This is a genomic window from Demequina phytophila (assembly GCF_000971135.1).
GTDB classification, from domain to species: Bacteria; Actinomycetota; Actinomycetes; order Actinomycetales; family Demequinaceae; genus Demequina; species Demequina phytophila.
The window spans coordinates 1-26,362 of the sequence record NZ_BBLW01000009.1 but is presented as its reverse complement, the minus strand read 5'-3'; the positions used below and the strand labels follow the sequence as shown (position 1 = coordinate 26,362).

The following is a 26,362-nucleotide window of genomic DNA, read 5'->3' as shown; positions in this document are numbered from 1 at the left end:
TCTCCGTCAGGGATGGATGCCGGCGGCCTCGAGGCTCGCGATGAGCGCGTCGTGCTCGGCCGGCGTGTTGGGAAGCAGCGGAAGGCGCATCGCGCGGCTCGGGACGACCCCGAGCCAGTGCAGCGCGGACTTCGCGTTGGTGGCGCCCGGACCGGTGAAGACGGCCTGGTGCACCGGGAGGAGCGACTCGTGCAGGCGGTCGGCCTCGGCCGTGTCACCCGAGTCATGCGCGGCGATCATCGCCGCGATCTCCCGCCCCACCACGTGGGACGAGACGGACACGACGCCCACGGCGCCGGCCCGGAGGAAGTCGAGGGTGAGCGGGTCGTCGCCGGAGTACCAGGCGAGACCGGTGCGCTCGATGCGCGCCTTGGCGTTCTCGACGCCGCCGGTCGCGTCCTTGACGGCGACCACGCGCGGGTGCGCGGCGAGCTCGTCGTAGGACTCGTCGGAGATCGCGAGCGCGGTGCGGCCCGGGATGTCGTAGAGCATCGCGGGCAGGCCTGTGGCGCCCAGGATGGCGCGGAAGTGCGCGACGACGCCGGCCTGCGACGGCTTCGAGTAGTACGGCGTGAGCGCGAGGATGCCGTCGACTCCGGCCTCCTCGCCCTGCTCGGCCATGCGGACCGCGTGGGCGGTGTCGTTCGAGCCGGCGCCGGTGAGGATCGTGACGTCCGCGCCCACGGCCTCGCGCACGGCGTGGATGAGGTCCACCTTCTCGGGCGCATGGGTGGTGGGCGCCTCGCCGGTGGTGCCCGAGAGCACCAGGCCGTCGGAACCATGCGCGACGAGGAACCGGGCCAGCTCCTGCGCGGCCTTGAGGTCCAGCGCCCCTCCCTCGTGCATCGGGGTGACCATCGCGGTCAGCACAGTGCCGAACGGGCGGGAGGTGGAAGTCATGGGCCAAACCTACCGCGCGCCGGGGATGGTCAGGGGTCGGCGCCGGCGCTCAGGCGCGCGTCGCGACGGTGAGCAGCACGGCGCAGTCGGTGACGGCGGTGAGGCCGTGGCGCTCCGGAGGGATGACCAGGTAGTCGCCCTCGCCGAGCGTCTCGTCGGCGCTCGCCGTGGTGAGCTCGACGTCGCCGCGCAGCACCTGCAAGGTGGCCTCGCCGGGGCTCTCGTGATCGTGGAGTCGGTGGCCGGCCGCGAGCGCGATCACCGTCTGGCGGAGGTCGCTGTCGCGGTCCCCCATGAGCGTGACGGCGTGGCGGCCGCTGGTCTCGACGCGCGCGAGCTCGAGCTGCGCATCCGCGACCTCGGCGAGTCCCTGCACGTCCATCCCGGCCCCCTGACCCCGGCGGGTGTCCCTGCGGCCCAGTCAAGCGCATCGTCCGCTGCTCCGCTACGGCAGCACGATCTCGAAGTCGGGGTCACCGGGATCGAGCACCTCGAGAAACCGCCGGAGCACGGTGATGTCGCCCGTGACCGCGATGCCCGGCGAGTCGAGGTCTCCCGCCACCAGCCCGAGGAGCCTCACCTTGGTGAGCCCGAGCGCCAGCGGCACGTCGCGGCCGCCCGCAGCCTCCTCCTCCGCGACGAGCACGCCGTGGCGCAGCGTGACGCGGAACGTGCGGTCGAGGTCGACGAGCGACACATCCATGGCGAGGTCCAGGTCCCACGCGGCCGGGCCGTCGACGGTGATCGCGATCGCGTCGAAGATCTGCTCCGGGCTGAGCTGCACGACGAGGTCCGGTGCGGCCGTGGCCGTGGGCGTGCCGAAGGTGCCCTCGCGCAGCTCGGTCGCACCGGAGAGGTAGAAGTTGCGCCAGGTGCCGTTCTCGGAGCCGTACGCGAGCTGCTCGAGGGTGTCGGCGTAGAGGCCGCGCGCCGCCGCGTGGTCCGGCGCGGAGAACACCGCGTGGTCGAGCAGCGTCGCCGCCCACCGCAGGTCACCCGCGTCATAGGCGCCGCGCGCGAGCTCGACGACCCTGTCGACGCCGCCGATCGCGGCCACGTAGCGCTCCGCGAGCGCCTGGGGCGGATGGGGCCACAGCCGCGCGGGGTTGCCGTCGAACCACCCCATGTACCGCTGGTAGATCGCCTTGACGTTGTGCGACACCGACCCGTAGTACCCGTGCGTCCCCCACACCTTCTCGAGATCCGGCGGCAAGGTCATCGTCTCCGCGATCTCCGCGCCGGTCATCCCCTTGTTGAGCATGCGCAGGGTCTGGTCGTGGAGGTACTTGTAGAGGTCGCGTTGGATCGCGATGTACTCGATCAGCCGCGCGCGACCCCACGTGGGCCAGTGGTGCGAGGCGAACATCACGTCCGCGCGTTCGCCGAAGAGCTCGATCGCCTCCGTGAGGTAGTGCGCCCAGAGGTTCGGGTCGCGGACCAGCGCGCCACGCAGGGTGAGCAGGTTGTGGAGGTTGTGGGTGACGTTCTCCGCCATGCACAGCGCCGCGTAGCGAGGGACCAGAAAATGGAACTCCGCCGGCGCCTCGGTTCCGGGCGCCATCTGGAACTCGAGCTCGACGCCGTCGACGGTGACCTTCTCCCCGGTGGCGGTCACCTCGTGGGTGGGCACCACGATCCCCGGATGCCCGGTCGAGGTGGTCTGGCCCAGGCCCGCGCCGACCTGGCCGCGCGGCCCGCGTGCGAGCGCAGCGCCGTACATGTAGCCCGCACGGCGCGCCATGGCGGTGCCGGCGTACACGTTCTCGGCGACCGCGTGCCCGACGAGCGCCTCGGGGACGATGATCGGCAGCGCGCGCTCGGTCGCCTCCTCGGCGCTGACGATGCCGAGCGCGCCGCCGAAGTGGTCGAGGTGCGCGTGCGTGTAGATCATGCCGGTCACCGGCCGGTCGCCCCGATGCTCGCGGTAGAGCTCGAGCGCGGCGGCCGCGGTCTCCTTGGAGATCAGCGGATCGACGACGATCACTCCCGTGTCGCCCTCGATGAGCGACATCACGGACAGGTCGAGGCCTCGCACCTGGTACAGGCCCTCGACCACCTCGAACAGTCCATGGCGTGCCACGAGCGTCGACTGCCGCCAGAGGCTCGGATGCACGGAGGTCGGGGCCTCGCCCTCGATGAAGTCGTAGGTCGACGCGTCCCACACGACCTTTCCGTCGGCGTCCCGGATCACCGGGTCTCGGAGCGTGCCGAGGAAGCCGCGGTCGGCGTCCTCGAAGTCGCGCTCATCCTCGAATGGGAGCGTCGCGAGGTGCCTCGCGTGCGCCTCCTCGATCGCGGGTATCGGGTCGTTCTGGCGCATGGCAGCCTCCGGCGATGAGGGGACCCACGCTCCAGCCTTCACCCGCGGGGGTCCGCGCGCAAGTGCACCGGCCCCTCGCATCGTCGCTCGCTCGGCGCTAGCGTGAGGACATGGCCAGTGGGCAGCCGGCGGCTGCGCACACGAAGCGACGCTTCACGCTGCCGAGGTGGAGCGACGTGTCCTCGGGCTTCGTGACGGGCCTGTTCTCCATCCCGGAGGGCATGGCCTACGCGAGCATCGGCGGCTTCGCCGCGCCCCTGGGGCTGTGGTCCGGCGTGGTTCCCACCATCGTGGGCTCGATGCTCGCCCGCACGGTGCTCATGGTCACCACGTTGACCAGCGCGATCGCGCTGTCGTCGCAAAGCGTCATGGCCTCGGCCGGGCTCGACCCGGGCGACGTCGGCGGGGTCGCGACCCTCACGGTCCTGGTGGGCGTTGTCATGCTGATCATGGGCCTGCTGCGCATGGGCGCGGTGATGGCCTTCGTGTCGACCGCCGTCATGACGGGCTTCACCACCGGCATCGCGGTTCAGATCCTTGCGGGCGTGATCACCGACGCCACGGGCTATGCGCCCGCCTCGTCGAACACGGCGGGCAAGCTGGTGGAGGCGGTCGCCCACGTGGGCGACTGGCACGCCCCGACGGTCGCGGTCGCCCTCGGGACCGTCGCCGTGTGGTTCGCGGCGCGCCGGGTCACGCGCCTGCGGGCGCTCGCAACCCTGGTCGCGCTGATCGTCGCCAGCATCGCGGCGTTCGTCCTCGCGCGCGACGTCGAGACGGTGTCCGACATAGCCGCGGTGCCGCGCTCGCTGCCCCCGTTCACCATCCCCGACACGGCTGCCTTCCCCGCGCTCGTCACGGGCGCGATCGCCGTCGCGCTCGTCGCCCTCGCGCAGGCGGCCGGGATCAGCGCGGCGGTCGCGAACCCCGACGGCACCCGCGCCGACGCGTCGAAGGACTTCACGGCGCAGGGCGCGGCGAACCTCGTAGGCGGGTTCTTCGGCGCGCTCCCCACCGGCGGCTCGCTGTCCCGGACCGGCGTCGCGACCGGCGCGGGCGCGCGGACCCGGTGGTCGGGCATCTTCGCGGGCCTGTCGCTCGGGCTCATCGTGGTCCTGATCGGGCCGGTCGCGGGCGAGATCCCCATGGCGGTGATCGGCGGGCTCATGCTCATCGTCGGCGCCGAGATCGTCGAGGGCCGGATTCCGGACATCCGGCTGGTGGCACGGACGTCGACGGCGTCGCTCGCCGCGATGGTGGTGACCTTCGTCGCGACCACCGCGCTGCCGTTGCAGCAGGCCATCTTCATCGGTGCGGCGCTGTCGATCCTGCTCACCGCCGTCCAGAACAGCCGCGCCGGCGAGCTCGTCGAGCTCGTGCGCGAGGACGACGGCTGGTCGATCGGGGACGCACCGGCGGTGCTGCCGTCGCACCGCACCACGGTGGTGCATTACAGCGGGCATGGCTTCTTCGCCGAGATCGGCCGGCTCGACGACGAGTGGCCGGACATGACGGGCGCGAACGACGCGGCGCTGGTGGTCTCCGCCCGCGGATCCTTCGGGGTGCCGTCGGCGACCTTCCTCAAGATGCTCGGGCGGCGTGCCGCGGAGATGCGTGCGGACGGTGTCGCGCTCGTCATCTGCGGCGTGCCGCCACGGCTTCAGGCCCTGCTCGAGCGAACGGGTGCGCTCGACGCGCTCGGTCCGGCGAACGTCGTCGCCGCGACGGGCACGCTGATGGAGTCGGTCCGGCTCGGCGTCGCGAGGGCGGACGCGCTCCGCGCAGAGATGCGCGCGCGGGAGCCGTGACATGTGCGCCACTGGTGCGCCGCCCCTTGCGAAATGCTTCTTCTACCTGCAATGTTGGCGCCTAGTAGGTGTCATCCTGACACCAGTGAACCGACCAGCCGCGCGCACACGCGCTCTGAGAAGGATCGATATGAGACTGAAGGTCATCGTCGCGACGGCCGTGGGCGTCGCCCTGGCACTGTCGGGCGCCACCGCGGCAACGGCTGACGACACCGGCAAGGTGGACCGTGCCGAGTTCGACGCGATCGAGCTGGGCGACACGCTCGCCTCCGCGCGCGCGGTCTTCGACTCCAAGGGCGTGCACGAGAACAGCTACTACGCCGGCGGCATCGAGTACCGGACCATGAGGTGGGTCCCCACCACGAGCCCCTACGGCGTGGTCAACCTCGACGTCAGGCGCTTCGACGGCGTGTGGCGGGTGGTCATCAAGTCGGCGATCTGGCTCGACGGACCCCTCGACTCCGAGGCGGACAAGGTCACCAAGGCGGAATATCGCCAGATCGCTAAGGGCATGCGGCTCGCGCGGGTGCGAGAGATCGCCGGCACCGCGGGTCACATCACCGAGGAGTCGTACTCGCAGTGGGGTCGCACCATCCTGGTCGAATGGCCGATCCGTAACGACGGCGGCGGCACCGTCGGGGTGAGGTTCGAGCGGAGGAACGGCGCGTACGTCGTGACGGAGAAGTACGCGTTCTGGGGCATCGCAGCGTCGAGCTGATGTTCGGGCGCGGGCTGCTGGGCGAGTCGGGGCCGCCGCCGTACCCTTGACCCCGTGACCATCCCCACCCCGTACGAGGACCTGCTGCGCGAGGTGCTGGCGACCGGCACCCCCAAGGGCGACCGGACCGGCACCGGCACCGTCTCGGTTTTCGGCCGTCAGCTCCGCTACGACCTGTCACAGGGCTTCCCGCTCATCACCACCAAGCGCGTCCACACGCGCTCGATCGTGGGCGAGCTGCTGTGGTTCCTGCGCGGCGACACCAACGTGCGCTGGTTGCAGGAGCGCGGCATCACCATCTGGGACGAGTGGGCGGACGCGGACGGCGAGCTCGGCCCGGTGTACGGGTACCAGTGGCGGTCGTGGCCCACGCCGGACGGCCGTCATGTCGATCAGATCTCCGAGCTGGTCGAGCAGATCCGCGGCAACCCCGACTCGCGCCGCCTCATCGTGTCGGCGTGGAACGTCGCGGACATCCCGCAGATGGCGCTCGCGCCGTGCCACGCGCTGTTCCAGTTCTACGTCGCGGACGGGAAGCTCAGCTGCCAGCTGTACCAGCGCTCCGCTGACCTGTTCCTTGGCGTCCCGTTCAACATCGCCTCGTACGCGCTGCTCACCCACATGATCGCGGCGCAGACCGGCCTCGAGGTCGGCGACTTCGTGTGGACCGGCGGGGACTGCCACATCTACTCCAACCACGTCGAGCAGGTGGAGCGGCAGCTCGCGCGCGAGCCGTTCCCGTACCCCACGCTGCGGCTCGAGAAGAAGGACTCGCTGTTCGACTACGACATCGACGACGTGGTCATCGAGAACTACCAGCACCACCCGGGCATCAAGGCGCCCGTGGCCGTCTGACCCGCGTGACCGTCAAGGCCATCTGGGCGCAGGCCCGCGACGCGGTGGGACGCCCCGTCATCGGGCTCGACGGCGCCATGCCCTGGCACCTGCCGGAGGACCTCGCGCGCTTCCAGTCCCTCACGCGCGGCCACGTCGTCATCATGGGCCGCCGCACGTGGGAATCGCTGCCGCCGCGCTTCCGGCCGCTGCCGGGACGCGTCAACGTGGTGGTGACGTCGGGCCCGGTCGCGGAGGGCGCCTTCCGGGCGACCTCGCTTGACGATGCCCTGGCCGTGGCCGCCGAGCACGCCCCGGGCGGCGCGCGCTGGGTGATCGGCGGGGCGGGCCTGTTCGCGGAGGCGCTCGCGCACGCGGACGCTCTCGAGGTGACCGAGATCGACGCGGTGGTCGAGGGCGACACGTTCGCTCCCCCGCTGCCTCCCGAGGACTGGGCGGTGGACGCCGCCACCGAGCCGGCGGTGTCCGCGTCGGGGCTCACCTACCGATTCGTCACGTACGTGCCGTCGGAGCGTCACCGCCAGGACTGAGACGGTGCCGGGTCGCGGCGCGGTGGCTCTCTGGGCCGGTGCCAGGATGGACGCCATGACCTGGACCGTGCCCGCCCGCATCGAGACCGAGCGGCTCGTGATCCGGCGGCTCGAGGCCGCAGACGTCCCTGCGATGCACCGGGTGATCCTCGCCAACATCGACCACCTGCTGGCGTTCATCCCGTGGGCGCCGCTCGAGCCGCAGACCATCGAGCAGCGCGCGGCCAAGGTCGCCGAGTTCGCCACGGCGTTCGACGCGGGCACCGACTTCTCGTTCGGCATGTTCGACCGCGCCACGGGCGGATTCGTGGGAGGCGCGGGGCTGCACACGCGGGTGGGCCCCGACGCGCTCGAGATCGGGTACTGGATCCGCGCGGACCGCGAGGGCGAGGGGCTCGTGAGCGAGGCCGTGGTCGCGCTCACGGCCGTGGCGCTCCTGCGCGCGCGAGCGGCGCGGGTCGAGATCCACGCTGAGCCCGCGAACAGCAGGTCGAACGCGGTCGCGGAGCGCTGCGGGTTCGAGCGCCGGGGCATCGAGGCACGTGGCGCCGTCGCGCTCGCGGTGTGGACCGCGGACCTCTCCACGCTGACCCGCGAGCCCGCCGCGTCGACGCCGCTGCCCGTCCTTCGCGACGAGGACGGCACCGAGCTGGACTGGCGCGTGTGGCCCGTGCCCGCGGTCATCGAGACGGGGCGCCTGGAGATCCGTCGCTTCCGCGCGGACGACGCCGCGGTTGTCCACCGGGTGATCGAGGCGAACCGTGACCGTCTCGCGGCTTCGCTGTCGTGGGCGCGGGGCGCCCCCTCCTCGCCCGAGGAGCGCGCGGCGAAGGTCGCGGAGAACATCACGGCGCACGAGGCGGGCGTCGAGTTCACCATGGGGCTGTTCGACCGCGCGAGCGGCGAGTACCTGGGGAGCGCGGGCCTTCACCCGCTCGACGACCGTCCGGGGCTCGAGGTCGGCTACTGGATCGCCGCGTCGCACGAGGGACGCGGGCTGGTGACCGAGGCCGTCCTCGCGCTGACGCGCGTCGCGCTCCAGTACGCCGCCGCAGAGACGGTGGAGATCCTCCACCGGCCGGACAACCCGCGCTCCGGCGCTGTCGCGCGGCGTGCGGGCTTCACCCATGTAGGGCGCACGCTCGATACCGACGACGGGCTCGAGATGGAGCACTGGGTCGCGGACGTCTCGGCGCTCGGTCGGGAGCCGCTGGTCTCGACGCCTCTCCCCCGCCTCGCGGACGTCGACGGCACGGAGCTCGCGTGGCCCTCCTGACGCTCGACCGCACGCGCCAGCAGGCGCTGTCGGTGTCGCTCGCGACCGGCGCGTACGGCCTCAGCTTCGGGGCGCTGTCCGTCGCGGCGGGGCTCGACCTGTGGCAGACCTGCGCGCTGTCGCTCCTGATCTTCTCGGGCGGCTCGCAGTTCGCGTTCGTCGGCGTGATCGGCGCCGGCGGCGGTGCCGCCGCCGCGGTCGCCACCTCCACGTTCCTGGGGCTCCGCAACGGCTTCTACGGCGTCGGGCTCGCCCCGGTGCTGCGTCCCATGCGCGGCTGGCGCAAGGCGTGGGCCGCCCAGGTCACCATCGACGAGTCCACCGCGGTCGCGCTCGCCCAGCCCGCCGAGGACCCCCCGGCGCGCCGGGCCGGGTTCTGGTGGACCGGCGTGGGCGTGTTCGTCGCCTGGAACGCGATCACCCTCCTGGGCGCGCTGCTGGGCTCGAGCATCGGCGACCCCGCGGACTGGGGCCTCGACGCCGCGGCCGCAGCCGCCTTCCTCGCCCTGGTGTGGCCGCGCCTGGCCCACCGTCGTGCGCGGGCGGTCGCGGCCGCATCGTCCCTCCTGGCGCTCGCGCTGACGCCCGTCGCGCCGCCCGGCGTGCCGGTACTCGCGGCCGCGCTCGTCGCGATCGCCGCCGGCTGGGGTCACCCGCGACCCGAGGAGGTGCCCGAGTGAGCGCGTACGCGTGGATGTGGGTCGCGATCGTCGCGGCGGGCGTGCTGTCCTGGACCACCAAGGACGCGGGCCACTCCGTGCCCGAGGCGTGGCTCGAGAATCCGCGCGTCCACCGCATCGCGGCGTTCGTGACCGTGGCCCTGCTGTCCGCGCTGGTCGCGGTGCAGACCTTCGCGTCGGGTCGCTCGCTGGTGTTCGACGCCCGCGTCGCCGCGCTGGTGGTCGCGGCGGTGCTGCTGTGGCGGCGCGCACCGTTCATCGTGGTGGTGGTCGCGGCGGCGGGCGTCGCGGCGGGGCTGCGCGCGCTCGGGTGGGGCTGAGCCGCCCTAGGCTTGTCCGCATGATCCACGCCGACGTCTCCGCCCGCCCCGCCGTCCCCGGCGACGAGGACGCGATCGCCGCGATCCAGCTCGCCGCCTGGCGCGACTGGATGGGCGAGGCCGCGGACGCGCTGCCCGCGGACCAGGTGCTCGCGCAGTGGGCCGCCGCGATCGTGGCGCCACCGTCGCGAGACCACCGGGTGTTCGTGGCGTGCGACGGCCCTCGGGTGGTGGGCTTCGCCGCCATCACTCCGGGCGAGATCATGGCGCTGGAGGTCGCACCCGAGCACCGTCGCGCGGGCCACGGCTCGCGCCTGTTGTCCGCCTGTATCGACACGCTGCGGCTCCAGGGCCGCGAGGACGTGCGCGCCTGGTCCCTCGAGGGGGACGATGCGCGGCGCGCCTTCCTCACCTCCGCCGGCCTCGCGGAGGGCGGGCTGCGGCGCACGCTCGAGGGTCCCGGCGGCGAGCTCGTGGAGCTGATGTACCGCGCGGCGCTCTGACCAGTCGCCCGGTCCCCGACCGCTGATCCACACGGTTTCCGCGCTGATCCACACAGACCTCGGCTACGCGCGCAGGGATGACCGGAATCGGGCGTACCGAGGCCGTGGCGTGTGGATCAGCGCCCGGAGCGAGACGCGCCGTCAGGCCTGCGCGCGGAACAGCGCGGCGGCGTGACGCAGCGCCTTTCGCGCCTCGGCCTTCTCCTTGACGCCCTCATAGGCCCAGGCGAGGTGGAACCACGCGGACCAGCTCTGGGGCTCCAGCTCGACGCCGGTGCGCGCGACCTCATAGATGTCGCGCGCGGCCTCCTCGGTGAGACGGCCTTGGGCGTCGCGCGCGCCGTCATGGAGCGGGAGCCGGCCCTCGGCCTCGAGACGCGTCGCCATCCGCTGCACGGTGACGCCGGTGCGCCACTCGTGGAACAGGAACCACACCGCGATCACGGGCAGCACCAGCACCAGGGCGCCCAGCAGCTTCGCGATGACGCCGGGCGTCTGCAGCAGCGCGAACGCGATGTTCGCGACCACGCCGATGAGCAGCGCGAGCAGCACCGTGGTCGCGACCGCGGCGAGGAACGCCGGGCGCCGCATCACGCTCACCGGACCACGCTCACAGCGCCATGTACCGGTCGAGGCCCACGGTGAGGCCGGGGTGACCCGCGACCTCGCGCACGCCCAGCAGCACGCCCGGCATGAAGCTGATGCGGTCGAAGCTGTCGGTGCGGATGGTGAGCTGCTCACCCGGGTTGCCCAGCAGCACCTCCTCGTGCGCGACCAGGCCGCGCAGGCGCACCGCGTGCACGTGGACGCCGTCGACCACGGCGCCGCGGGCCCCGTCCGGGTCGTGCGTGGTCGCGTCCGGCGACGGGCCGATGCCGGCGGCGGCCCGCGCGGCCGCGATCCCCTGCGCGGTGTGGGTCGCGGTACCGGAGGGCGCGTCGACCTTGTCGGGGTGGTGGAGCTCGACGATCTCGACGGACTCGAAGTACCGCGCCGCCGCGGCGGAGAACCGCATCGCGAGCACCGCGCCGAGCGAGAAGTTGGGCGCGATCAGCACGCCCAGCTCGGGCCGCTCGCGCAGGTGCTCCTCGACGCGTAGCAGGGACTCTGCCGTCCAGCCCGTGGTGCCGACCACCGCGTGGATCCCGGCGTCGATGAGGGCGTGGACGTTCGCCTCGGTGGCGCTCGGGACCGTGAAGTCCACCGCCACCGTGGCGCCCGCACGCGCGGCCTGGGCGACGTCGTCGCCGTGGTCGAGGGCCGCCACGAGCTCGAGGTCGGGGGCGCCGTTCACGGCGTCCACCACGTGGGAACCCATGCGCCCGGAGGCGCCCAGCACGGCGACGGAGATCATGCGTCGAGCGTACCGGGCGCCTCGGGCGGCGCCGTCCGGTCCCCTAGCCCTGGAACCCGGGCGGCGCCATTCCCCCGCCGGCACCGCCGCCGGGGAACTGCATCTGCTGGTCCGTCGAGTCGTCGGAGCCGCTGTCGAGACCGCCGAGCAACCCGGTGGACTCGCTCGCCTCCTCGTCGCCGGAGGTCACACCAGCGGTCAGGTCGGCGAGGACCACCTCGTCGCCGGCCGCGAGGCCGGACGTCACCTCGGTGTAGACCGCGCCCACGGCGCCGGTCTCCACCGCGACCTCGGAGGCGGTCCCGTCGTCCCCGACCACCAGCACCGTCGCGTCGCCCGCGGCGTTCGCGACGGCGGAGGTCGGCACCACGAGCACCCCGGTCGCGCCGGCCACGGTGATGGTCATGCGGGTGGCGGCGCCGATCCGGATGGAGAACCCGGGGTCCGGCACCGCGATGGTGACCGCATATGCCTGCGCGAAGTCGTTGCCCGAGTTGACGGTGCTGACGCTCGAGACCGCACCGTCCACGACCTCGCCGCTGCTGGTGAGCGTGAGCTCGGCCTCTTGACCGACCTCGAGCAGCTGCGCCTCGGTGAGCCCGACCGAGAGCTCCACCAGATAGGCGTTGTCTGCCACCACCGTGATCCCCGTGCTCGTGTCGCCCGCGGTCACGGACCCGCCGGCCGCCATGCCGACGGCGACCACCGTGCCGCCGACGGCTGCGGTGAGCGTGGCATGCTCGACCTGCTGCTGCGCCACCCTCAGCGCCGCGCGGGCCGCCGTGATCTCGGCCTTGTCCGCGAGGATGTCCGCGGCGCTCGGCACCGAAGCAGCCGTCGAGGAGCCGCTCATGCCGCCCGTCGTCCCGGTGGCGGAGCCGGTGTCGGATCCCGTGGTGCCGGTGCCGGTGGCGTCGTCCGACGTGCCGGGCAGCGACGCGCCGCCGCCCACCGAGGTGTCGCCCTGCGACGGCTGGTCGCCGGCGGCGCCGCCGGTCGCACCGGCATCGGAGCCGTCGGGCAGGGATCCCGTCGAGCCGGAGCCCGTGTCGGAGCCGTCGGGCGTCGCGGTCGAGCCCGACTCCGCCGCGAGCGCGTCCTGGAGCGCGGCGACGGCGTCGTCGACGGCCGCCGCGAGGTCCATGAGCGTCGCCTGGGCCTCGATCGAGGCTTGGGACGCGTCGAGCGCGGCATCGGTCGCCTCCTGGCATGCCGCCAGCGAGTCGGCGGCGGTGGTGCCCGTGCCGTCGCCGGGGTCGCCCGCATCGGCATCGGACGCATCGGTGTCCGTGAACGCGGCGCAGATCTCCTGCGCGTCAGCCGAGGACTGCTGCGCCGCCGCGAGCAGCGCCTGGGCGACGTCGTACTGGTCGAGCAGCGCGTCCTGGGCTTCGACCAACGCGGCACGCGCCTCGTCGACCGCGCTCGAGCCCGCGCCGGCGGCCGTGGCGACGATGCCGGTGTCGCCCGGGACGTACACGGCCAGTGCCACGGTGGTCCCGCCTCCCGACGCATCCTCGGTCGAGTACGCCGCCGAGCTCGCCGTCGTTGTGCCCGAGGAGCTCGACGTGCCCTCGCTCTGCGCCTCCAGGTCGTCGGCGAGCGCCTCCTTCGCGTCCGCGAGCGCCTGCTCGGCCTCGGTGACGGCGTCCTCGAGGTCGGCCGCGTCGAGGCGCGCGAGCACGTCGCCCGCCTCGACCGTGTCCCCGACGCCCACCTTGACCTTCGCGACCGTGCCGTCGACCTGGAACGCCAGGTCGTCGCGGCTCGCGGACGCGATGGCCCCCGTCGCCGTGAGGGTCTGGGTGACGTCGCCCGTCTGCGCCGCCGCGGTGCGGTACGTGGCGGACGCCGACGAGGCGCCGGTCAGCACCATCGTCGCGGCCACCGCACCGACCGCCACGGGCGCGGCGGCGATCAGCCAACGCCGGCGCACCGCCGGCAGGCCCGCGCGGGTCACGACGCGCTCTCGAGCGCCGGCTCCGAGGTGCCGGTCTGGTCGCCGCCCGGCATCTCACCGCCGGGCATGCCGCCGCGACCGCCGCCGAAGCTCATCTCGGACACGCACCCCTCGTCGCCGCCGTCGAACACGTACACCGAGGTCGCCGCATAGCCGCCGGACGAGTCGGCCTCGCCCGTCGCCGTCATGCACAGGCCCGCCTCGACCGCGTCCGCGTCGGCGTCCTCGGTGCCGGTGACCGTCACGTCCGCGGCTGCGGTCACGGTGGACTCCTCGCCCGAGAAGGTCTCGACGGTCAGCACGTCGCCGTCGATCGCGGTGACCGTGCCGACCACGCGGTCGGACATGTCGAACCCGCCCTGCGGCATGCCGCCCGATCCGTCCGCGCCGTCGCCGAGCTCCGGCATCGCCGTCGGCGCGTCGGCGGGCACGTCCCCACCGTCGGGCATCGCGGTGGGCATGTCCGTCGGCATGTCGCCGTCCGGTCGGTCGCCGTCGGGCATCCCGCCGCCGCCGAAGCCGACCGAGCACGAACCGTCCTCATCGGCCTCGGTGACCGAGATCGCCGTGGCGGCGTCGTCGTCGCCGAGCGTCGCGGTGACGCACGCACCGACCGCGATGTCCGCGAGCGCCAGCTCGACCTGCGCGGTGAACGCCGTGTCGTCGCCGAAGCTCACGGCGGTCTGGGTGGAGCCGTCCTGCACCTGGGCGACGCCGTCCGCGACGTACGCGATCTCGCCGGTGACGCCGGAGGGCTCCCGGCCCTGCCCGCCGTCGCCGCCGACGCTGCCGAGCACCGCGTCGGACGATGCGGCGGGCGCCGAGGCGTCCACGGTCGCCGCCTCGCCGGCGGAGCATCCCGCGAGGAGCGCGACGCCGAGGGTGGTCATCATGAGGGTCATCGGGGTCTTGTTCATGTGGGTGTCCTGTTCTGTGGTCGTCACGTTCACTGGTCGCGCAGCGCGTCGATGGGGGCGAGCCTGGCGGCGCGCGCCGCCGGGTAGACGCCGAACACCGCGCCGATCCCCACCGCCACCACCACCGACACGACGAGCGCGAGGCCCGAGATCACGATGGTCGAGCCGAGCACCGAGGGCAGCGCGAGCGCGAGCCCGACGCCGAGGATCACGCCGACGGCGCCGCCGCTGAGGCCGAGGATCATCGCCTCGATGAGGAACTGGTTGCGGATGTGCGCGGGCGCCGCACCGAGCGCCTTGCGCAGGCCGATCTCCCTGGTGCGCTCGGTGACGGAGACCAGCATGATGTTCATGACACCGATGCCGCCGACCAGGAGGGCGAGCGCGGCGATGCCGGTGAGGAGCACGGTGAGCTTCTCGTACACCGACGTCGCCGCGTCGAGCAGCGAGTCCTGCACCTCCACGGTGAAGTCCGCGTCGTCCGCCGACGCGAGGCCGTGAAGGTTGAGCAGCAGGCCGGTGGTCTCCTGCGAGGCGGCGCTGAGCACGTCGGAGGACGCAGCCTTGACGTAGATGGTGTCCACGGACTCGCTGTTGCCCGACGCGTCGAGCCCTTCGACCATCGTGGTCATCGGCACCACGGCCATGTCATCGAGCGAGGTCTCGCCGGAGGATCCGGCCTCGGCCAGCACGCCGACGATCTCGTACGCCTCGCCGTCGATGGTGACGTCCTGGCCCACGACGCTCGTGGTGCCGAAGAGCTCCTGCGCCGTCTCCGCACCCAGGACGATGACGGAGGCCCCTGCCGTCGCCTCCTCCTCGGTGAAGAAGCTGCCGTACAGCAGGTCGCGTGACCGCACCTCCGTCCAGCTGGTCGAGGTTCCCGTGACGTCGGTGGTCCAGTTGCTCTCGCCGTACTCGAGCGACAGGCTCGCGGTCTTCTCCGCGGCGACGTCCGAGGCGTCCGGCACCGCGATCTCGGACGCGAGCGCGTCCGCGTCGGTGAGCGTCAGGGTCTCGCCGCTGCCGAAGCCGCCGCGCATGCCGCTCTCGTCGGTCGAGGAGCCGGGCGACACGATGAGCAGATCCGAGCCGAGCGCGGCGATCTGCTCGGACACGTCCTTCTGCGTGCCGAGGCCGAGACCGACGGTGAGCACCACGGACGCGATGCCCACGACGATGCCGAGCATGGTGAGCGCGGAGCGCATCTTGTGCGAGCGGATCGCCCTCCAGGAGCTGGCGAGCAGGTCGGCGGGTCTCACTTGGCGATCCCCGTTCCCGCGCCGACGAACTGCCCGTCGGTGACGTTGTAGACGGTCCCGGCGCGCGCGGCGACGTCGGACTCGTGGGTGATGAGCACGATGGTCGAGCCCTCGGCGTGCAGCTCGTCGAGCATGCCGAGCACGTCACGCGTCGAATGCGAGTCGAGGTTGCCGGTGGGCTCGTCGGCGAGCACGATCGCGGGCTCGGTCACGAGCGCCCGCGCGATCGCGACCCGCTGCTGCTGGCCACCCGAGAGCTGGCCGGGGTGGTTGCGGCTCTTGTCGCCCAGCCCGACCCGTTGGAGCGCCACCATGGCGCGCTCACGACGCTCCGCCGGCGCGACGCCCGCGTAGATCAGCGGCAGCTCGACGTTTCCGAGCGCGGTGAGGCTCGACAGCAGGTGGAACTGCTGGAACACGAAGCCGATGCGGCGGTTGCGGGCCGAGGCGAGGGCCACCTCGTCCATCCGCGACACGTCCTCGCCGGCCAGCACGTAGCTGCCTGAGGTGAGCACGTCGAGGCAGCCGAGGATGTTCATCAGCGTCGACTTGCCGGACCCGGACGGCCCCACGATCGCCACGTACTCGCCGGGGAAGATCCTGCAGTCGATCCCCCGGAGCGCCTCGAACTCGATGTCCCCGGTGTGATAGGTCTTGCGAGCGCCGGTCAGCTCGATGACGGGAGCGCTCATCAGCCCTGCCCGCCGGTCATCTGGCCGCCGGCAGGCATCTGGCCGCCGCCGGGGAAGGTCCCGTCGGTCGGGAACTCGCCGCCACCGGGGAACTGGCCGCCGAACGCGTCCTGCGCGTCGTCGGTCCCGGTTCCGCCGGATGCCATCACCGTGACCTGGAGCTGCTCGTCCTCCTCGAGTCCATCGGTGACCTCGGTGTAGGTACCGATCGTGTCGCCCAGGGTGACCTCACGCTGCTCGGTCTCCCCCGCATCGTCCACCACCGTCACCGTGGAGACGCCATCGGTGGTGGTGACCGCGTTGGTGGGGATCGCGAGGACGTCGACCTCGCGCAGGTAGACGATCTCCGCGGTGACGGACGTGCCCTCGTACAGGCCGTCGACGTCGCCGGTGACCTGCAGCTCCACGGCGTAGGTCGCGCTGCCGCCCGTGGTGGTGGGGAGGTTCGCGATGTCGGTGACGAGCCCGAAGAACTCGCCGTCGACGTCATCCGACGTGAAGGTGACCTGGTTGCCCTCGGCGATCTCGGCGACCTCGTCCTCGGACAGGCTCACGGAGACCGTCCACTCGTCCTGGCCCACGATGGTGACTCCGGAGTCCGTCGAGGCGGTCGACGCGGCCGTGGCGGCGCCCGGCTGCGTGGTGGACCCGGAGGACGACGACGAGGACGAGGAGCCGCCCGAGACGACGTCCCCCACCTCGTACGGCTGGGAGGTGACGAGGCCGGCCATGTCGGCCGTCAGCGTGGCGTCGCTCATCGCGTCCCTCGCGTCCGCCACCGATTCCCGGAGCACCGCGACCTGCGCCGTCGCGGCCGAGATCTGCGCGGCGCTCGAGTCCGAGCCGTCGTCGGCGTCCTCGAGGTTCGCGACCGTGGCCTTGGCCTGCGCGAGCTCCGCCTGCGCGGACCGCAGCGACGACGTCAGCTGCAACGTGTCGATGGTGGCGATCACGTCGCCCTTCTCGACCACGTCGCCCTCCTCGACCTTCACCTTCGTGACGGTGCCGGAGGCCTCGAAGGCGAGCGAGTCGGAGGCGACGGCCGCGAGGGTGCCCGTGGCGGAGACGGACTCCTCGAGCGTCTGCAGCCCGACCGTGACGGTCTGCGTGCCGCCGCCGTCCGCCGCGAGGGCGTCACGGCCCTGCGGGTCGTCCTCGGGTCCCCACAGCGCCATCGCGCCCGCGCCGAGCCCGACTCCCGCGAGGACGGCCCCCGCGGGGACCCCCCACGTCCGTACGCGCGTCCATCGGGAAGGGTTGTGGGGCATCGTCCATCCGTTCGATCATCACCGACTGTCGGTGAGACCGTATGGACGGAACCTGGGAGATGCCTGGCAACTGTGTAAGGCCAGCATAAGCACCCGCCATGCGGGCGCTGACCAGGGACGATGCGCCGGTTACGCGGGCCCGACCCGCACCGACACGCGGTCGCGGCCCGCCAGGTCCGCCGCCAGGGTGCGCACCTGGTCCGCCGTCACGGCCCGCACGTCGCCGAGCATCTCCGCGATGGACCACAGGTCGCCGTACACCAGCTCGGCCTTGCCCAGGCGGGACATGCGGGAGTACGAGTCCTCGAGGCGCAGGACCATGCCGCCGGCGATCTGGCCCTTCGCGCGCTCGAGCTCGGACTCCGTCACGCCCTCGGCCATGCGCTCGAGCTCATAGGCCATGAGGCGCTCGACCTCGTCGACCTTCGCGGGCGTGCACGCGCCGTAGATGCCGAAGACCCCGGTCTCGGTGCTGGGGGCGCCGAACGAGTACACCGAGTAGGTGAGGCCGCGCTTCTCGCGGATCTCCTGGAACAGGCGGGAGCTCATCCCGCCGCCGAGGATCGCGTTGTAGACCGCGAGGACGCTGCGGCGGTCGTCGGTCGCGGAGAAGCCGCGCGTGCCGATCAGCACGTGCGCCTGCTCGAGCTCGCTCCTGCGGATCCGCACCTCGGGCGTGAGGGTCGCCTCGACCGGCGCGAACCGGTCGCGCCGCCCCACGGGCACCGCGTCGCCCGCGAGGTCCCAGCCGCCGGCGACCAGCGCATCGTGCACCCACGCGCACACGGCGTCGTGATCCACTCCCCCGGCGGCGGTGACGATCAGCCCTGCCGGCGAGTAGTGCTGCGTGTAGTGGGCCCACACGGCGTCGCGCGTGACGGCCTCGATGATCTCCGGCGTGCCGCCGATGGGCCGGCCGAGCACGTGGCCGCCCAGCACCGCCTCGGTGAAGCGCTCGTGGATGACGTCGCCCGGGTCGTCCTCGTTCATGGCGAGCTCCTCGAGGATGACCCCGCGCTCCATGTCGAAGTCGGCCTGGTCGAGGCGAGCCGAGGTCACCATGTCGAGCACCACGTCGATCGCCATCGGCAGGTCGGTGTCGATCACCCGCGCGTAGTAGCAGGTGTACTCCTTGCCGGTGAGCGCGTTGGACTCGCCGCCGACGCGGTCGAACTCCTCCGCGATGTCGAGCGCGGTGCGGCGCTGCGTGCCCTTGAACAGCAGGTGCTCGAGGAAGTGCGTCGAGCCGGCGTGCTCGGGGGCCTCGTCGCGCGAGCCCACCCCGATCCACGCGCCGAGCGTCGCGCTGCGCATGCCGGGGATCTGCTCGGTGAGCACGCGGACGCCGCCCGGCAGGATGCTGCGGCGGATGACGGCGCCGTGGTCCTGCTCGATGGCGAGGTCGGAGCCGAGCGCTCCCGCGTGCACGAGGGGAAGGGTGTGAGGCATGAGGGCGAGCCTAGTCCCGCTCGCCGCGCGCGGTGTCCGGGTCCGTGGGCCGCGCCCGGCACGGTCGACTCCTGCATGCAGGTTCACCGGTGCAACAGTCCTGCATGCGGGTCGCGGCGACCCGTATGCAGGACGGAACGCCGCGTGGTCCTGCAACGTGCCGCGCGGGAACGCGCCCAGGAACGCCGAAGGGCGGCCCGGCGCACCGGACCGCCCTTCGAGCGTCAGAACCTGAGGCGCTTACGCCTCGACGGTCTCCTCGGCCTCCGCGGACTCCGCGCCGGCCTCCTCGACCACGCCGAGCGACAGCTTGCCGCGCGGGTCGACCTCGGTGATCTCCACCTGGATCTTCTGACCCACGCCGAGCACGTCCTCGACGTTCTCGACACGCTTGCCGCCCACGAGCTTGCGGATCTGCGAGATGTGCAGCAGGCCGTCCTTGCCCGGGCTGAGCGAGATGAAGGCGCCGAACGCGACGGTCTTCACCACGGTGCCGACGAAGCGCTCGCCGACCTCGGGGACGTGCGGGTTCGCGATCGCGTTGATCGCGGCGCGCGCGGCCTCCGCCGACGGGCCGTCGGTGGCGCCGATGTACACGGTGCCGTCGTCCTCGATCGAGATGTCCGCGCCCGTGTCGTCCTGGATCTGGTTGATCATCTTGCCCTTGGGGCCGATGACCTCGCCGATCTTGTCGACGGGGATGCGCACCGCGATCACTCGGGGCGCGTGCGGGCTCATCTCGTCGGGCTCGGAGATGGCCTGGGCCATCACGCCGAGGATGTGCAGACGCGCGTCCTTGGCCTGCGACAGCGCGCCGCCGAGCACCGAGGCGGGGATGCCGTCGAGCTTGGTGTCGAGCTGGATCGCGGTGACGAACTCGGAGGTGCCGGCGACCTTGAAGTCCATGTCGCCGAACGCGTCCTCGGCGCCCAGGATGTCGGTGAGCGCCGCGTAGCGGGTCTCGCCGTCGACCGTGTCGGACACGAGGCCCATCGCGATGCCCGCGACGGGGGCCTTCAGCGGCACGCCGGCGTTGAGCAGCGCGAGCGTCGAGGCGCACACGGAGCCCATCGAGGTCGAGCCGTTCGAGCCGAGCGCCTCGGACACCTGACGGATCGCGTACGGGAAGTCCTCGCGCGACGGGAGCACGGGCACCAGGGCGCGCTCGGCGAGCGCGCCGTGGCCGATCTCGCGACGCTTGGGGCTGCCCACACGACCGGTCTCACCCGTCGAGAACGGCGGGAAGTTGTAGTGGTGCATGTAGCGCTTGCGCGTCTCGGGGTTGAACGAGTCGATCTGCTGCTCCATCTTGAGCATGTTGACCGTGGTGATGCCCATGATCTGGGTCTCGCCACGCTCGAAGATCGCGGAGCCGTGCACGCGGGGCACCACGGCGACCTCGGCCGAGAGGGGACGGATGTCCTTGAGGCCACGGCCGTCGATGCGGACGCCGTCCTTGAGGATGCGCTGGCGGATGGTCTTCTTGGTGACCGCGCGGACCACCGCGGAGATCTCCTTCTCGCGACCCTCGAACTGGCCGTCGAACTGCGCGTGCGCGGCGTCCTTGATCTCGTCGAGACGGTTCTCGCGCTCCTGCTTGTCAGCGATCTGCAGCGCAGCGGCGAGGTCGCCCTCGATGGCGGCCGACACGGCGGCGAACACGTCGTCCTGGTAGTCGAGGAAGCGCGGGAACTCGCGGGTCTCCTTCGAGGACTGCGCGGCGAGGGCGATCTGCGCCTCGCACAGCGCGCGGATGAACGGCTTCGCGGCCTCGAGACCCTCGGCGACGACCTCCTCCGTGGGGGCCTTGGCGCCCTCGGCGATGAGCTCGAACGCGTCGTCGGTCGCCTCGGCCTCGACCATCATGATGGCGACGTCGTCACCCGCGATGCGGCCGGCGACGACCATGTCGAAGACGGCGCGCTCCTTCTGCGAGTACTTGGGGAACGCGACCCACTGGCCGTCGATGAGCGCGATGCGCACGCCGCCGATGGGGCCGGAGAACGGCAGGCCGGCGATCTGCGTCGACGCGGAGGCCGCGTTGATCGCGAGGGTGTCGTAGGCGTCGTCCGGGTTGATCGCGAGCACCGTCACGACCACCTGGATCTCGTTGCGCAGGCCGGACACGAAGGTCGGGCGCAGCGGACGGTCGATCAGGCGGCACGTGAGGATCGCGTCCGTCGACGGGCGACCCTCGCGGCGGAAGAACGAGCCGGGAATCTTGCCCGCGGCGTACGAGCGCTCCTCGACGTCCACCGTCAGCGGGAAGAAGTCGAAGCCGTCGCGGGGGCTCTTGCCGGCCGTGGTGGCCGACAGCAGCATGGTGTCGTTGTCGAGGTACGCGGCAACGGTGCCCGCGGCCTGCTGCGCGAGACGACCCGTCTCGAAGCGGACCGTGCGGGTGCCGTAGGCGCCGTTGTCGATGACGGCCTCGGCAAACTTGATCTCAGGACCCTCCATCAGGAGTTGCTCCTTGCCTATTCGTGGCAGGCAGGCGGATGCGGCTCACGCCGCGTCACTGATCGTCAGTCGAAACGCTCAGAACGGTCCCCTTGCGGGAGGGGGTTCTGGGGGTCACCACCGAGGATCAGCATCCGGCTGGCCTGCCAGGTTGTGTTGGTCGGCCCGGCGAACCGGGCCGCGACAATCCTAACAGCAGGGAGGGACGATGCGGGGGCCCCGCGGGCGCGCGCGGCGACGTTCGTGCGGGGCCCGGCCCGCGCATCGTCCCCGGGTACGCGAAAGCCCGGCCGCTGCGACCCCTGAGGGGAGCGGCCGGGCAGACGCCGGGAGGGGCTGCGCTTAGCGGCGCAGGCCCAGACGCTCGATGAGCGAGCGGTAACGGTTGATGTCCGTCTTCGCGAGGTAGTTGAGGAGGTTGCGGCGACGGCCGACCATGAGGAGCAGGCCACGACGCGAGTGGTGGTCGTGCTTGTGCTCCTTGAGGTGCTCGGTCAGGTCCTTGATGCGCTGCGTGAGGACGGCGACCTGAACCTCGGGAGAGCCGGTGTCGCCCTCGTGGGTCGCGTACTCGGTCATGATGGACTGCTTCACTGCTGCGTCGAGTGCCACTGGGGTCTCTCTTTCGGTTCGTTGCGCGGCGCAACCGGGCATGTTCTCCGGTGCACTGGGATCCGCGGCCGTTCTGACGGCGACTGTCAATGGTACAGGACGCGGGGCGGTGCGCGCGACCGGGAGCGTCAGGCGCGCACGGCGAGCACGGTGCGGCACCAGTCGACGTCCTCGCCGAGCGCCGTCACCAGCGCCTCGAGCGACCCGAAGTCGAGCATGGGACGGCGCCACTCCACGAGGTCGAGCGCGACCTCCGCGTCGTACAGGTCGATCCCGTCGCGGTCGATGACGTACGCCTCGATGCGCAGGTCGGTGCCGCCCACGGTGTAGTTCATGCCGAGGCTGATGGCCGCGGGCATGCGCTCCCCGACCAGCGCGCCGGCGCGCGCGTTGGCATGCCCGTCGAGCACCGTGAGCCACCCCGCGAACACGCCGTGGCGCGGGATCATCCCGGCGGTGTGGTCGAGGTTCGCGGTGGGGAACCCGATCTCGCGGCCGAGCGCGTCGCCGTGGATGACGGTGCCGCGCAGCCGGTGCTCGCGGCCCAGCACCTCGGTCGCCGCCGGCAGGTCCCCGGAGTCGAGCAGCTCGCGCACCCAGGTCGACGACCAGCGTCGGCCGGACTCCGAGATCGCGCACGCGTCGTCGATGATGTCCACCGCGAAGCCCAGCTGCGCCCCGAGCTCGCGCATGGTCCCCACGTCGCCCGCGTTGCCACGCCCGAAGCGCGTGTCGCGGCCCACGACCACGCACGAGGCGTGCAGGCCGTGCACCAGGTAGTCGAGCACGAACTCCTCGGGCGTCTGGCGCGCGAAGTCGAGCGTGTAACGCACCACCAGCACCCCGTCGAGGCCGGTCGCCGCGAGCCGCTCGAGGCGGTCGTCGAGGCCCGTGATGAGCTCCGGCTGGTGGGCCGGGTCATGCACCGCCTTGGGGTGCGGGTCGAACGTCATCGCGAGGGCGACGTGGCCGCGCTCACGCGCGTCCGCCACCATCGCCTGCAGCACGGCCTGGTGGCCGCGGTGGACGCCGTCGAAGTTCCCGAGCGTGACCACGGCGGGACCCAGGTCGGGGATCTCCGCGAGCGAGCGCCAGACGTGCATGCGGGTCATTCTGCCGCAGGAGCGGCGGGGGACGATGCGGCGGCGGGCTCGAACACGATGGTCGGCTTCGCGCGGCCCGCCTTGGGCTCGACGATCGCGACCGCCCGCGGACCGGGCGCGATGGCGACGGTGGGGCCGTCGACGGCGGCGTCGATCCACTGCCCGAAGGACAACGCGACCGCGTCGCGGTCCGTCACCTCGAGCACGGGCAGGGTCGCCGCGGCGGCGTCGGCGAGCGGCACCCGCGGGAGCGGCTCGCCGCCGTCGACCACGGCGCCCAGGTCCTCGAGGGTCCTCGCACGGTCGAGGCCGATGCCGCCCACGCGTGTGCGGCGCAGCGCGGTCAGGTGACCGCCCACGCCGAGCGCGGCACCCAGGTCGCGCGCGAGCGCGCGCACGTACGTGCCCGACGACACGTCCACCCGGACGTCCAGGTCGACCACGGCATCGTCCCTCCGGACCTCCAGGAGGTCGAAGCGCGACACCGTCACCGGACGCTCGGGCAGCTCGACGTCCTCTCCCCCTCGCACGCGGGCGTACGCCCGCTTGCCGTCGACCTTGATCGCGCTGACCGCGCTGGGTCGCTGGAGGATGTCCCCCGTGAGCCGGGCGATGGCGGAACGGATGGCCTCGTCCCCCACCGCGGACGCGTCCGCGGTCGAGGTGACCTCTCCCTCCGCATCGTCCGTCACGGTCGACTGGCCGAGCCGGATGGTGGCGTCGTAGGACTTGTCGTGCCCCACGACGTAGGTGAGCAGCTTGGTCGCCTTGCCGATGCCGAGCACCAGCACGCCCGTCGCCATGGGGTCGAGCGTGCCGGCATGGCCCACCTTGGAGGTGGACGCCAGCCGGCGGACCCGCGCGACGACGTCGTGCGAGGTCCAGCCGGCCGGCTTGTCCACGACCACGAGGCCGGGGACGGGCTCGGGACCGCCCTTGCGTCCCAACTAGGACTCGTCCTCGTCGGGGTGCTTGTACGGGTCCGACTCCCCCGCGTACTGCGCGGTCTCGCGCAGCCGCTTGAGCTCCTCGTCCCGCACGTGCGCCTCGTGGAGGGCACGGTCGAGGCTCGCCGCGGTCTCGGGGACCGCGTCGAGGTGGAACTCGAGCGTGGGGGTGAGCCGGATGCCGAGCTGCGAGCCCACGATCGACCGCAGCCGGCCCTTGGCCTTCGCCAGGCCCTTCGCCGCGTCCTCCCGCTCCTCGTCCGTGCCGAGCACCGTGTAGAACACGGAGGCCTGCTGGAGGTCTCCGGTCACACGGACGTCGGTCACGGTGACGAACGTCAGCCGCGGATCCTTGATCTCGGTCTGGAGCGCGCGGGCGACGATCTTCTTGATCGTGCCCGCGAGCTTCAGAGCCCGTGCCTTGTCAGCCATCAGTCCCTCGGGATCTCGACCATCTCGAAGGTCTCGATGATGTCACCGACCTGGATGTCGTTGAACTTGCCGAGGCCGATACCGCACTCGTAGCCGTCGCGCACCTCGGTGGCGTCGTCCTTGAAGCGGCGCAGCGTCTCGATGGTCGGCTCGCCGATGACGACGCCGTTGCGCACCACCTTGGCCTTCGCGTTGCGGCGGATCACACCGGTACGCACCAGCGAACCGGCGATGTTGCCGAACTTGGAGGAGCGGAAGATCTCCATGATCTCCGCGCCACCGACCTGACGCTCCTCGAACTCGGGCTTGAGCATGCCCTTGAGCGCCGCCTCGACGTCCTCGAGCGCGCGGTAGATGACCGAGTAGAAGCGCATGTCCACGCCCTCGCGATCCGCGAGGTCCTGGACGCGCTCGGCCGGACGCACGTTGAAGCCGATGATGATGGCGTTGTCGACCGTCGCGAGGTTGACGTCGTTCTGCGTCACCGCACCGACACCGCGGTGGATGATGCGCAGGTCGACCTCGTCGCCCACGTCGATCTGGAGCAGCGCGTCCTCGAGCGCCTCGACGGCACCGGAGACGTCACCCTTGATGATGAGGTTGAGGGTCTCGACCTTGCCCTCCTCGAGGGCCTTGTTGAAGTCCTCGAGAGAGATGCGCTTGCGACGCTTCGCGAGCTGGGCGGCACGCTCGGCGGCCGCACGCTTCTCCGCGATCTGACGCGCGGTGCGGTCGTCGTCGGCCACCAGGAAGGTGTCGCCGGCGCCGGGCACCGAGGTCAGGCCGATGACCATGACCGGACGCGCCGGGAGCGCCTCCTGGACCGGGTTGTCGTGCTCGTCGAACATCGCACGGACGCGGCCGTAGGCCGTGCCCGCGACGATCGCGTCGCCGACCTTGAGCGTTCCCGAGTTGACCAGGACGGTCGCCACGGCACCACGGCCCTTGTCGAGGTGAGCCTCGACGGCCACGCCGCGGGCGTCCTTGTTCGGGTTGGCGCGCAGGTCGAGGCCCGCGTCGGCGGTGAGCAGGACGGCCTCGAGGAGGCTGTCGATGCCCTGACCCTTGAGCGCGGACACGTCGACGAACATGGTGTCGCCGCCGTACTCCTCCGCCACCAGGTTGTACTCGGTGAGCTGCTGACGGATCTTGGCCGGGTTCGCACCCTCCTTGTCCACCTTGTTCACCGCCACGACGATCGGCACGTTGGCCGCCTGGGCGTGGTTGAGCGCCTCGATGGTCTGCGGCATCACGCCGTCGTCCGCCGCGACCACGAGGATCGCGATGTCGGTGACCTGGGCACCACGGGCACGCATGGCGGTGAACGCCTCGTGACCCGGGGTGTCGATGAACGTGATGGCGCGGTCGTTGCCCTCGTGGGTCGTGTGGACCTGGTAGGCACCGATGTGCTGGGTGATGCCGCCGGCCTCGCCGGAGATGACGTCGGCGTTGCGGATCGCGTCGAGCAGGCGGGTCTTTCCGTGGTCGACGTGACCCATGACGGTGACGACCGGCGGGCGGGCCTCGAGCTCCTCATCGGTCTCCGCGGCCAGCTCGGCCTCGATGTCGATGTTGAAGTCCTCGAGCAGCTCGCGGTCCTCCTCCTCGGGGGACACGATCTGGATGACGTAGCCGAGCTCGCCGCCGAGGGCCTCGAAGGTGTCCTCGTCGAGCGACTGCGTCGCGGTGGCCATCTCGCCCAGGTGGAACAGGACGGTCACCAGCGACGCGGGGTTGACATCGATCTTCTCGGCGAAGTCGGTGAGGGTCGCACCGCGGCGCAGACGGATGAGCGTCGAGCCGTCACCGCGAGGGATCTGCACGCCGCCGATCGCCGGCGCCTGCTGCTGCTCGTACTCGGCCCGCTTCGCGCGCTTGGACTTGCGACCGCGGACGGGCTTGCCGCCCGCACGGCCGAACGCGCCGGCGGTGCCGCCGCCGCGGCCACGGCCGCCGGGGGCGGGACGGCCGCCGGGGCCGCCGAAGCCGCCGGGAC

The 26,362-nt window shown here is 72.1% G+C and carries 25 protein-coding genes; 8 read left to right on the top strand and 17 right to left on the bottom strand.

Annotated features, from left to right (window positions below; genetic code table 11):
- Positions 1 to 6: 6 nt before the first annotated feature.
- From dapA to AOM01_RS12990, 3 genes are all read right to left on the bottom strand, one after another.
- Complete coding sequence (gene dapA, locus AOM01_RS13000; protein ID WP_062294310.1) at positions 7 to 900, bottom strand: 4-hydroxy-tetrahydrodipicolinate synthase; 894 nt, start codon at positions 898 to 900, stop codon at positions 7 to 9.
- Positions 901 to 949: 49 nt separating this feature from the next.
- The gene (locus tag AOM01_RS12995) at positions 950 to 1,282 is read right to left on the bottom strand and encodes a cupin domain-containing protein (protein WP_062294308.1); all 333 of its coding nucleotides are present in this window, start codon (positions 1,280 to 1,282) and stop codon (positions 950 to 952) included.
- 63 nt (positions 1,283 to 1,345) lie between these two features.
- The gene (locus tag AOM01_RS12990; protein ID WP_062294306.1) at positions 1,346 to 3,220 is read right to left on the bottom strand and encodes an alkyl/aryl-sulfatase; all 1,875 of its coding nucleotides are present in this window, start codon (positions 3,218 to 3,220) and stop codon (positions 1,346 to 1,348) included.
- Between the two features lie 110 nt (positions 3,221 to 3,330).
- Here AOM01_RS12990 and AOM01_RS12985 point away from each other — a divergent pair, with 110 nt between their 5' ends.
- The 8 genes from AOM01_RS12985 to AOM01_RS12950 all read left to right on the top strand — a co-directional run bounded on the left by AOM01_RS12985 (position 3,331) and on the right by AOM01_RS12950 (position 9,910).
- Positions 3,331 to 5,028: a SulP family inorganic anion transporter gene (locus AOM01_RS12985; RefSeq protein ID WP_062294304.1), complete on the top strand. Its 1,698-nt coding sequence runs from the start codon at positions 3,331 to 3,333 to the stop codon at positions 5,026 to 5,028.
- 130 nt (positions 5,029 to 5,158) lie between these two features.
- Entirely contained in the window at positions 5,159 to 5,746 is a 588-nt protein-coding gene (locus tag AOM01_RS12980; RefSeq protein ID WP_062294302.1) for a hypothetical protein, read from the top strand.
- A 54-nt stretch (positions 5,747 to 5,800) separates the two neighbouring features.
- Positions 5,801 to 6,601 carry a thymidylate synthase gene (locus AOM01_RS12975; RefSeq protein ID WP_062294300.1) on the top strand — a complete coding sequence of 267 codons (801 nt, stop codon included), beginning with the start codon at positions 5,801 to 5,803 and terminating at the stop codon, positions 6,599 to 6,601.
- Positions 6,602 to 6,606: 5 nt separating this feature from the next.
- The gene (locus AOM01_RS12970) at positions 6,607 to 7,131 is read left to right on the top strand and encodes a dihydrofolate reductase (protein WP_174441897.1); all 525 of its coding nucleotides are present in this window, start codon (positions 6,607 to 6,609) and stop codon (positions 7,129 to 7,131) included.
- Positions 7,132 to 7,186: 55 nt separating this feature from the next.
- Positions 7,187 to 8,407 (top strand): GNAT family N-acetyltransferase, encoded by a 1,221-nt coding sequence (locus AOM01_RS12965; RefSeq protein WP_062294298.1) that lies wholly within the window; start codon positions 7,187 to 7,189, stop codon positions 8,405 to 8,407.
- Positions 8,395 to 9,087, top strand: a complete 693-nt coding sequence (locus AOM01_RS12960; protein ID WP_062294296.1) for an AzlC family ABC transporter permease — start codon at positions 8,395 to 8,397, stop codon at positions 9,085 to 9,087. The genes AOM01_RS12965 and AOM01_RS12960 overlap by 13 nt, the downstream gene beginning before the upstream one ends.
- Positions 9,084 to 9,407, top strand: coding sequence for an AzlD domain-containing protein (locus tag AOM01_RS12955; RefSeq protein WP_439645133.1), 324 nt, complete (start codon positions 9,084 to 9,086; stop codon positions 9,405 to 9,407). The genes AOM01_RS12960 and AOM01_RS12955 overlap by 4 nt, the downstream gene beginning before the upstream one ends.
- Positions 9,408 to 9,427: 20 nt before the next feature.
- On the top strand, positions 9,428 to 9,910 hold the full coding sequence (locus AOM01_RS12950; protein WP_062294294.1) for a GNAT family N-acetyltransferase: 483 nt from the start codon (positions 9,428 to 9,430) through the stop codon (positions 9,908 to 9,910).
- A gap of 141 nt (positions 9,911 to 10,051) precedes the next feature.
- Here the strand turns inward: AOM01_RS12950 and AOM01_RS12945 are convergent, their stop codons facing one another.
- The 14 genes from AOM01_RS12945 to infB form a co-directional block, all read right to left on the bottom strand.
- On the bottom strand, positions 10,052 to 10,510 hold the full coding sequence (locus tag AOM01_RS12945) for a hypothetical protein (RefSeq protein ID WP_156155987.1): 459 nt from the start codon (positions 10,508 to 10,510) through the stop codon (positions 10,052 to 10,054).
- 10 nt (positions 10,511 to 10,520) lie between these two features.
- The gene (gene dapB, locus AOM01_RS12940; protein WP_062294290.1) at positions 10,521 to 11,264 is read right to left on the bottom strand and encodes a 4-hydroxy-tetrahydrodipicolinate reductase; all 744 of its coding nucleotides are present in this window, start codon (positions 11,262 to 11,264) and stop codon (positions 10,521 to 10,523) included.
- Between the two features lie 43 nt (positions 11,265 to 11,307).
- Complete coding sequence (locus AOM01_RS12935; protein WP_062294289.1) at positions 11,308 to 13,224, bottom strand: permuted SH3 domain-containing protein; 1,917 nt, start codon at positions 13,222 to 13,224, stop codon at positions 11,308 to 11,310.
- A complete protein-coding gene (locus AOM01_RS12930) occupies positions 13,221 to 14,168 on the bottom strand; it encodes a hypothetical protein (protein ID WP_169746565.1) in 948 nt (315 codons plus the stop codon). Before AOM01_RS12930 ends, AOM01_RS12935 begins: the two co-directional genes overlap by 4 nt.
- Before the next feature lie 2 nt (positions 14,169 to 14,170).
- A complete protein-coding gene (locus AOM01_RS12925) occupies positions 14,171 to 15,403 on the bottom strand; it encodes an ABC transporter permease (protein WP_228374308.1) in 1,233 nt (410 codons plus the stop codon).
- A complete protein-coding gene (locus AOM01_RS12920; protein WP_062294285.1) occupies positions 15,400 to 16,095 on the bottom strand; it encodes an ABC transporter ATP-binding protein in 696 nt (231 codons plus the stop codon). Before AOM01_RS12920 ends, AOM01_RS12925 begins: the two co-directional genes overlap by 4 nt.
- Complete coding sequence (locus AOM01_RS12915; RefSeq protein WP_082110253.1) at positions 16,095 to 17,363, bottom strand: efflux RND transporter periplasmic adaptor subunit; 1,269 nt, start codon at positions 17,361 to 17,363, stop codon at positions 16,095 to 16,097. The genes AOM01_RS12920 and AOM01_RS12915 overlap by 1 nt, the downstream gene beginning before the upstream one ends.
- A gap of 129 nt (positions 17,364 to 17,492) precedes the next feature.
- The gene (locus tag AOM01_RS12910; RefSeq protein ID WP_062294281.1) at positions 17,493 to 18,812 is read right to left on the bottom strand and encodes a M16 family metallopeptidase; all 1,320 of its coding nucleotides are present in this window, start codon (positions 18,810 to 18,812) and stop codon (positions 17,493 to 17,495) included.
- A gap of 240 nt (positions 18,813 to 19,052) precedes the next feature.
- On the bottom strand, positions 19,053 to 21,272 hold the full coding sequence (locus tag AOM01_RS12905) for a polyribonucleotide nucleotidyltransferase (RefSeq protein WP_062294279.1): 2,220 nt from the start codon (positions 21,270 to 21,272) through the stop codon (positions 19,053 to 19,055).
- A 342-nt stretch (positions 21,273 to 21,614) separates the two neighbouring features.
- Positions 21,615 to 21,884 carry a 30S ribosomal protein S15 gene (gene rpsO, locus AOM01_RS12900; RefSeq protein WP_062294277.1) on the bottom strand — a complete coding sequence of 90 codons (270 nt, stop codon included), beginning with the start codon at positions 21,882 to 21,884 and terminating at the stop codon, positions 21,615 to 21,617.
- 128 nt (positions 21,885 to 22,012) lie between these two features.
- Positions 22,013 to 22,987 (bottom strand): bifunctional riboflavin kinase/FAD synthetase, encoded by a 975-nt coding sequence (locus tag AOM01_RS12895; protein ID WP_062294274.1) that lies wholly within the window; start codon positions 22,985 to 22,987, stop codon positions 22,013 to 22,015.
- 5 nt (positions 22,988 to 22,992) lie between these two features.
- Positions 22,993 to 23,934, bottom strand: coding sequence for a tRNA pseudouridine(55) synthase TruB (gene truB, locus AOM01_RS12890; RefSeq protein WP_062294272.1), 942 nt, complete (start codon positions 23,932 to 23,934; stop codon positions 22,993 to 22,995).
- A complete protein-coding gene (rbfA, locus tag AOM01_RS12885; protein ID WP_062294270.1) occupies positions 23,935 to 24,366 on the bottom strand; it encodes a 30S ribosome-binding factor RbfA in 432 nt (143 codons plus the stop codon).
- Positions 24,366 to 26,362: translation initiation factor IF-2 (gene infB / locus AOM01_RS12880; RefSeq protein ID WP_062294268.1), on the bottom strand; the 1,997-nt coding region annotated here is incomplete at its 5' end. The genes infB and rbfA, both read right to left, overlap by 1 nt.

What these genes read in the sequence shown, in the direction of transcription:
- AOM01_RS12990 (WP_062294306.1), bottom strand. Translation starts at nt 3,220, where the DNA reads ATGCGCCAGAACGACCCGATACCCGCGATCGAGGAGGCGCACGCGAGG.
- AOM01_RS12965 (WP_062294298.1), top strand. Translation starts at nt 7,187, where the DNA reads ATGACCTGGACCGTGCCCGCCCGCATCGAGACCGAGCGGCTCGTGATC.
- dapA (WP_062294310.1), bottom strand. Translation starts at nt 900, where the DNA reads ATGACTTCCACCTCCCGCCCGTTCGGCACTGTGCTGACCGCGATGGTC.
- AOM01_RS12980 (WP_062294302.1), top strand. Translation starts at nt 5,159, where the DNA reads ATGAGACTGAAGGTCATCGTCGCGACGGCCGTGGGCGTCGCCCTGGCA.
- AOM01_RS12905 (WP_062294279.1), bottom strand. Translation starts at nt 21,272, where the DNA reads ATGGAGGGTCCTGAGATCAAGTTTGCCGAGGCCGTCATCGACAACGGC.
- AOM01_RS12915 (WP_082110253.1), bottom strand. Translation starts at nt 17,363, where the DNA reads ATGCCCCACAACCCTTCCCGATGGACGCGCGTACGGACGTGGGGGGTC.
- AOM01_RS12920 (WP_062294285.1), bottom strand. Translation starts at nt 16,095, where the DNA reads ATGAGCGCTCCCGTCATCGAGCTGACCGGCGCTCGCAAGACCTATCAC.
- dapB (WP_062294290.1), bottom strand. Translation starts at nt 11,264, where the DNA reads ATGATCTCCGTCGCCGTGCTGGGCGCCTCCGGGCGCATGGGTTCCCAC.
- AOM01_RS12995 (WP_062294308.1), bottom strand. Translation starts at nt 1,282, where the DNA reads ATGGACGTGCAGGGACTCGCCGAGGTCGCGGATGCGCAGCTCGAGCTC.
- AOM01_RS12950 (WP_062294294.1), top strand. Translation starts at nt 9,428, where the DNA reads ATGATCCACGCCGACGTCTCCGCCCGCCCCGCCGTCCCCGGCGACGAG.
- AOM01_RS12910 (WP_062294281.1), bottom strand. Translation starts at nt 18,812, where the DNA reads ATGCCTCACACCCTTCCCCTCGTGCACGCGGGAGCGCTCGGCTCCGAC.
- rbfA (WP_062294270.1), bottom strand. Translation starts at nt 24,366, where the DNA reads ATGGCTGACAAGGCACGGGCTCTGAAGCTCGCGGGCACGATCAAGAAG.
- AOM01_RS12895 (WP_062294274.1), bottom strand. Translation starts at nt 22,987, where the DNA reads ATGCACGTCTGGCGCTCGCTCGCGGAGATCCCCGACCTGGGTCCCGCC.
- AOM01_RS12985 (WP_062294304.1), top strand. Translation starts at nt 3,331, where the DNA reads ATGGCCAGTGGGCAGCCGGCGGCTGCGCACACGAAGCGACGCTTCACG.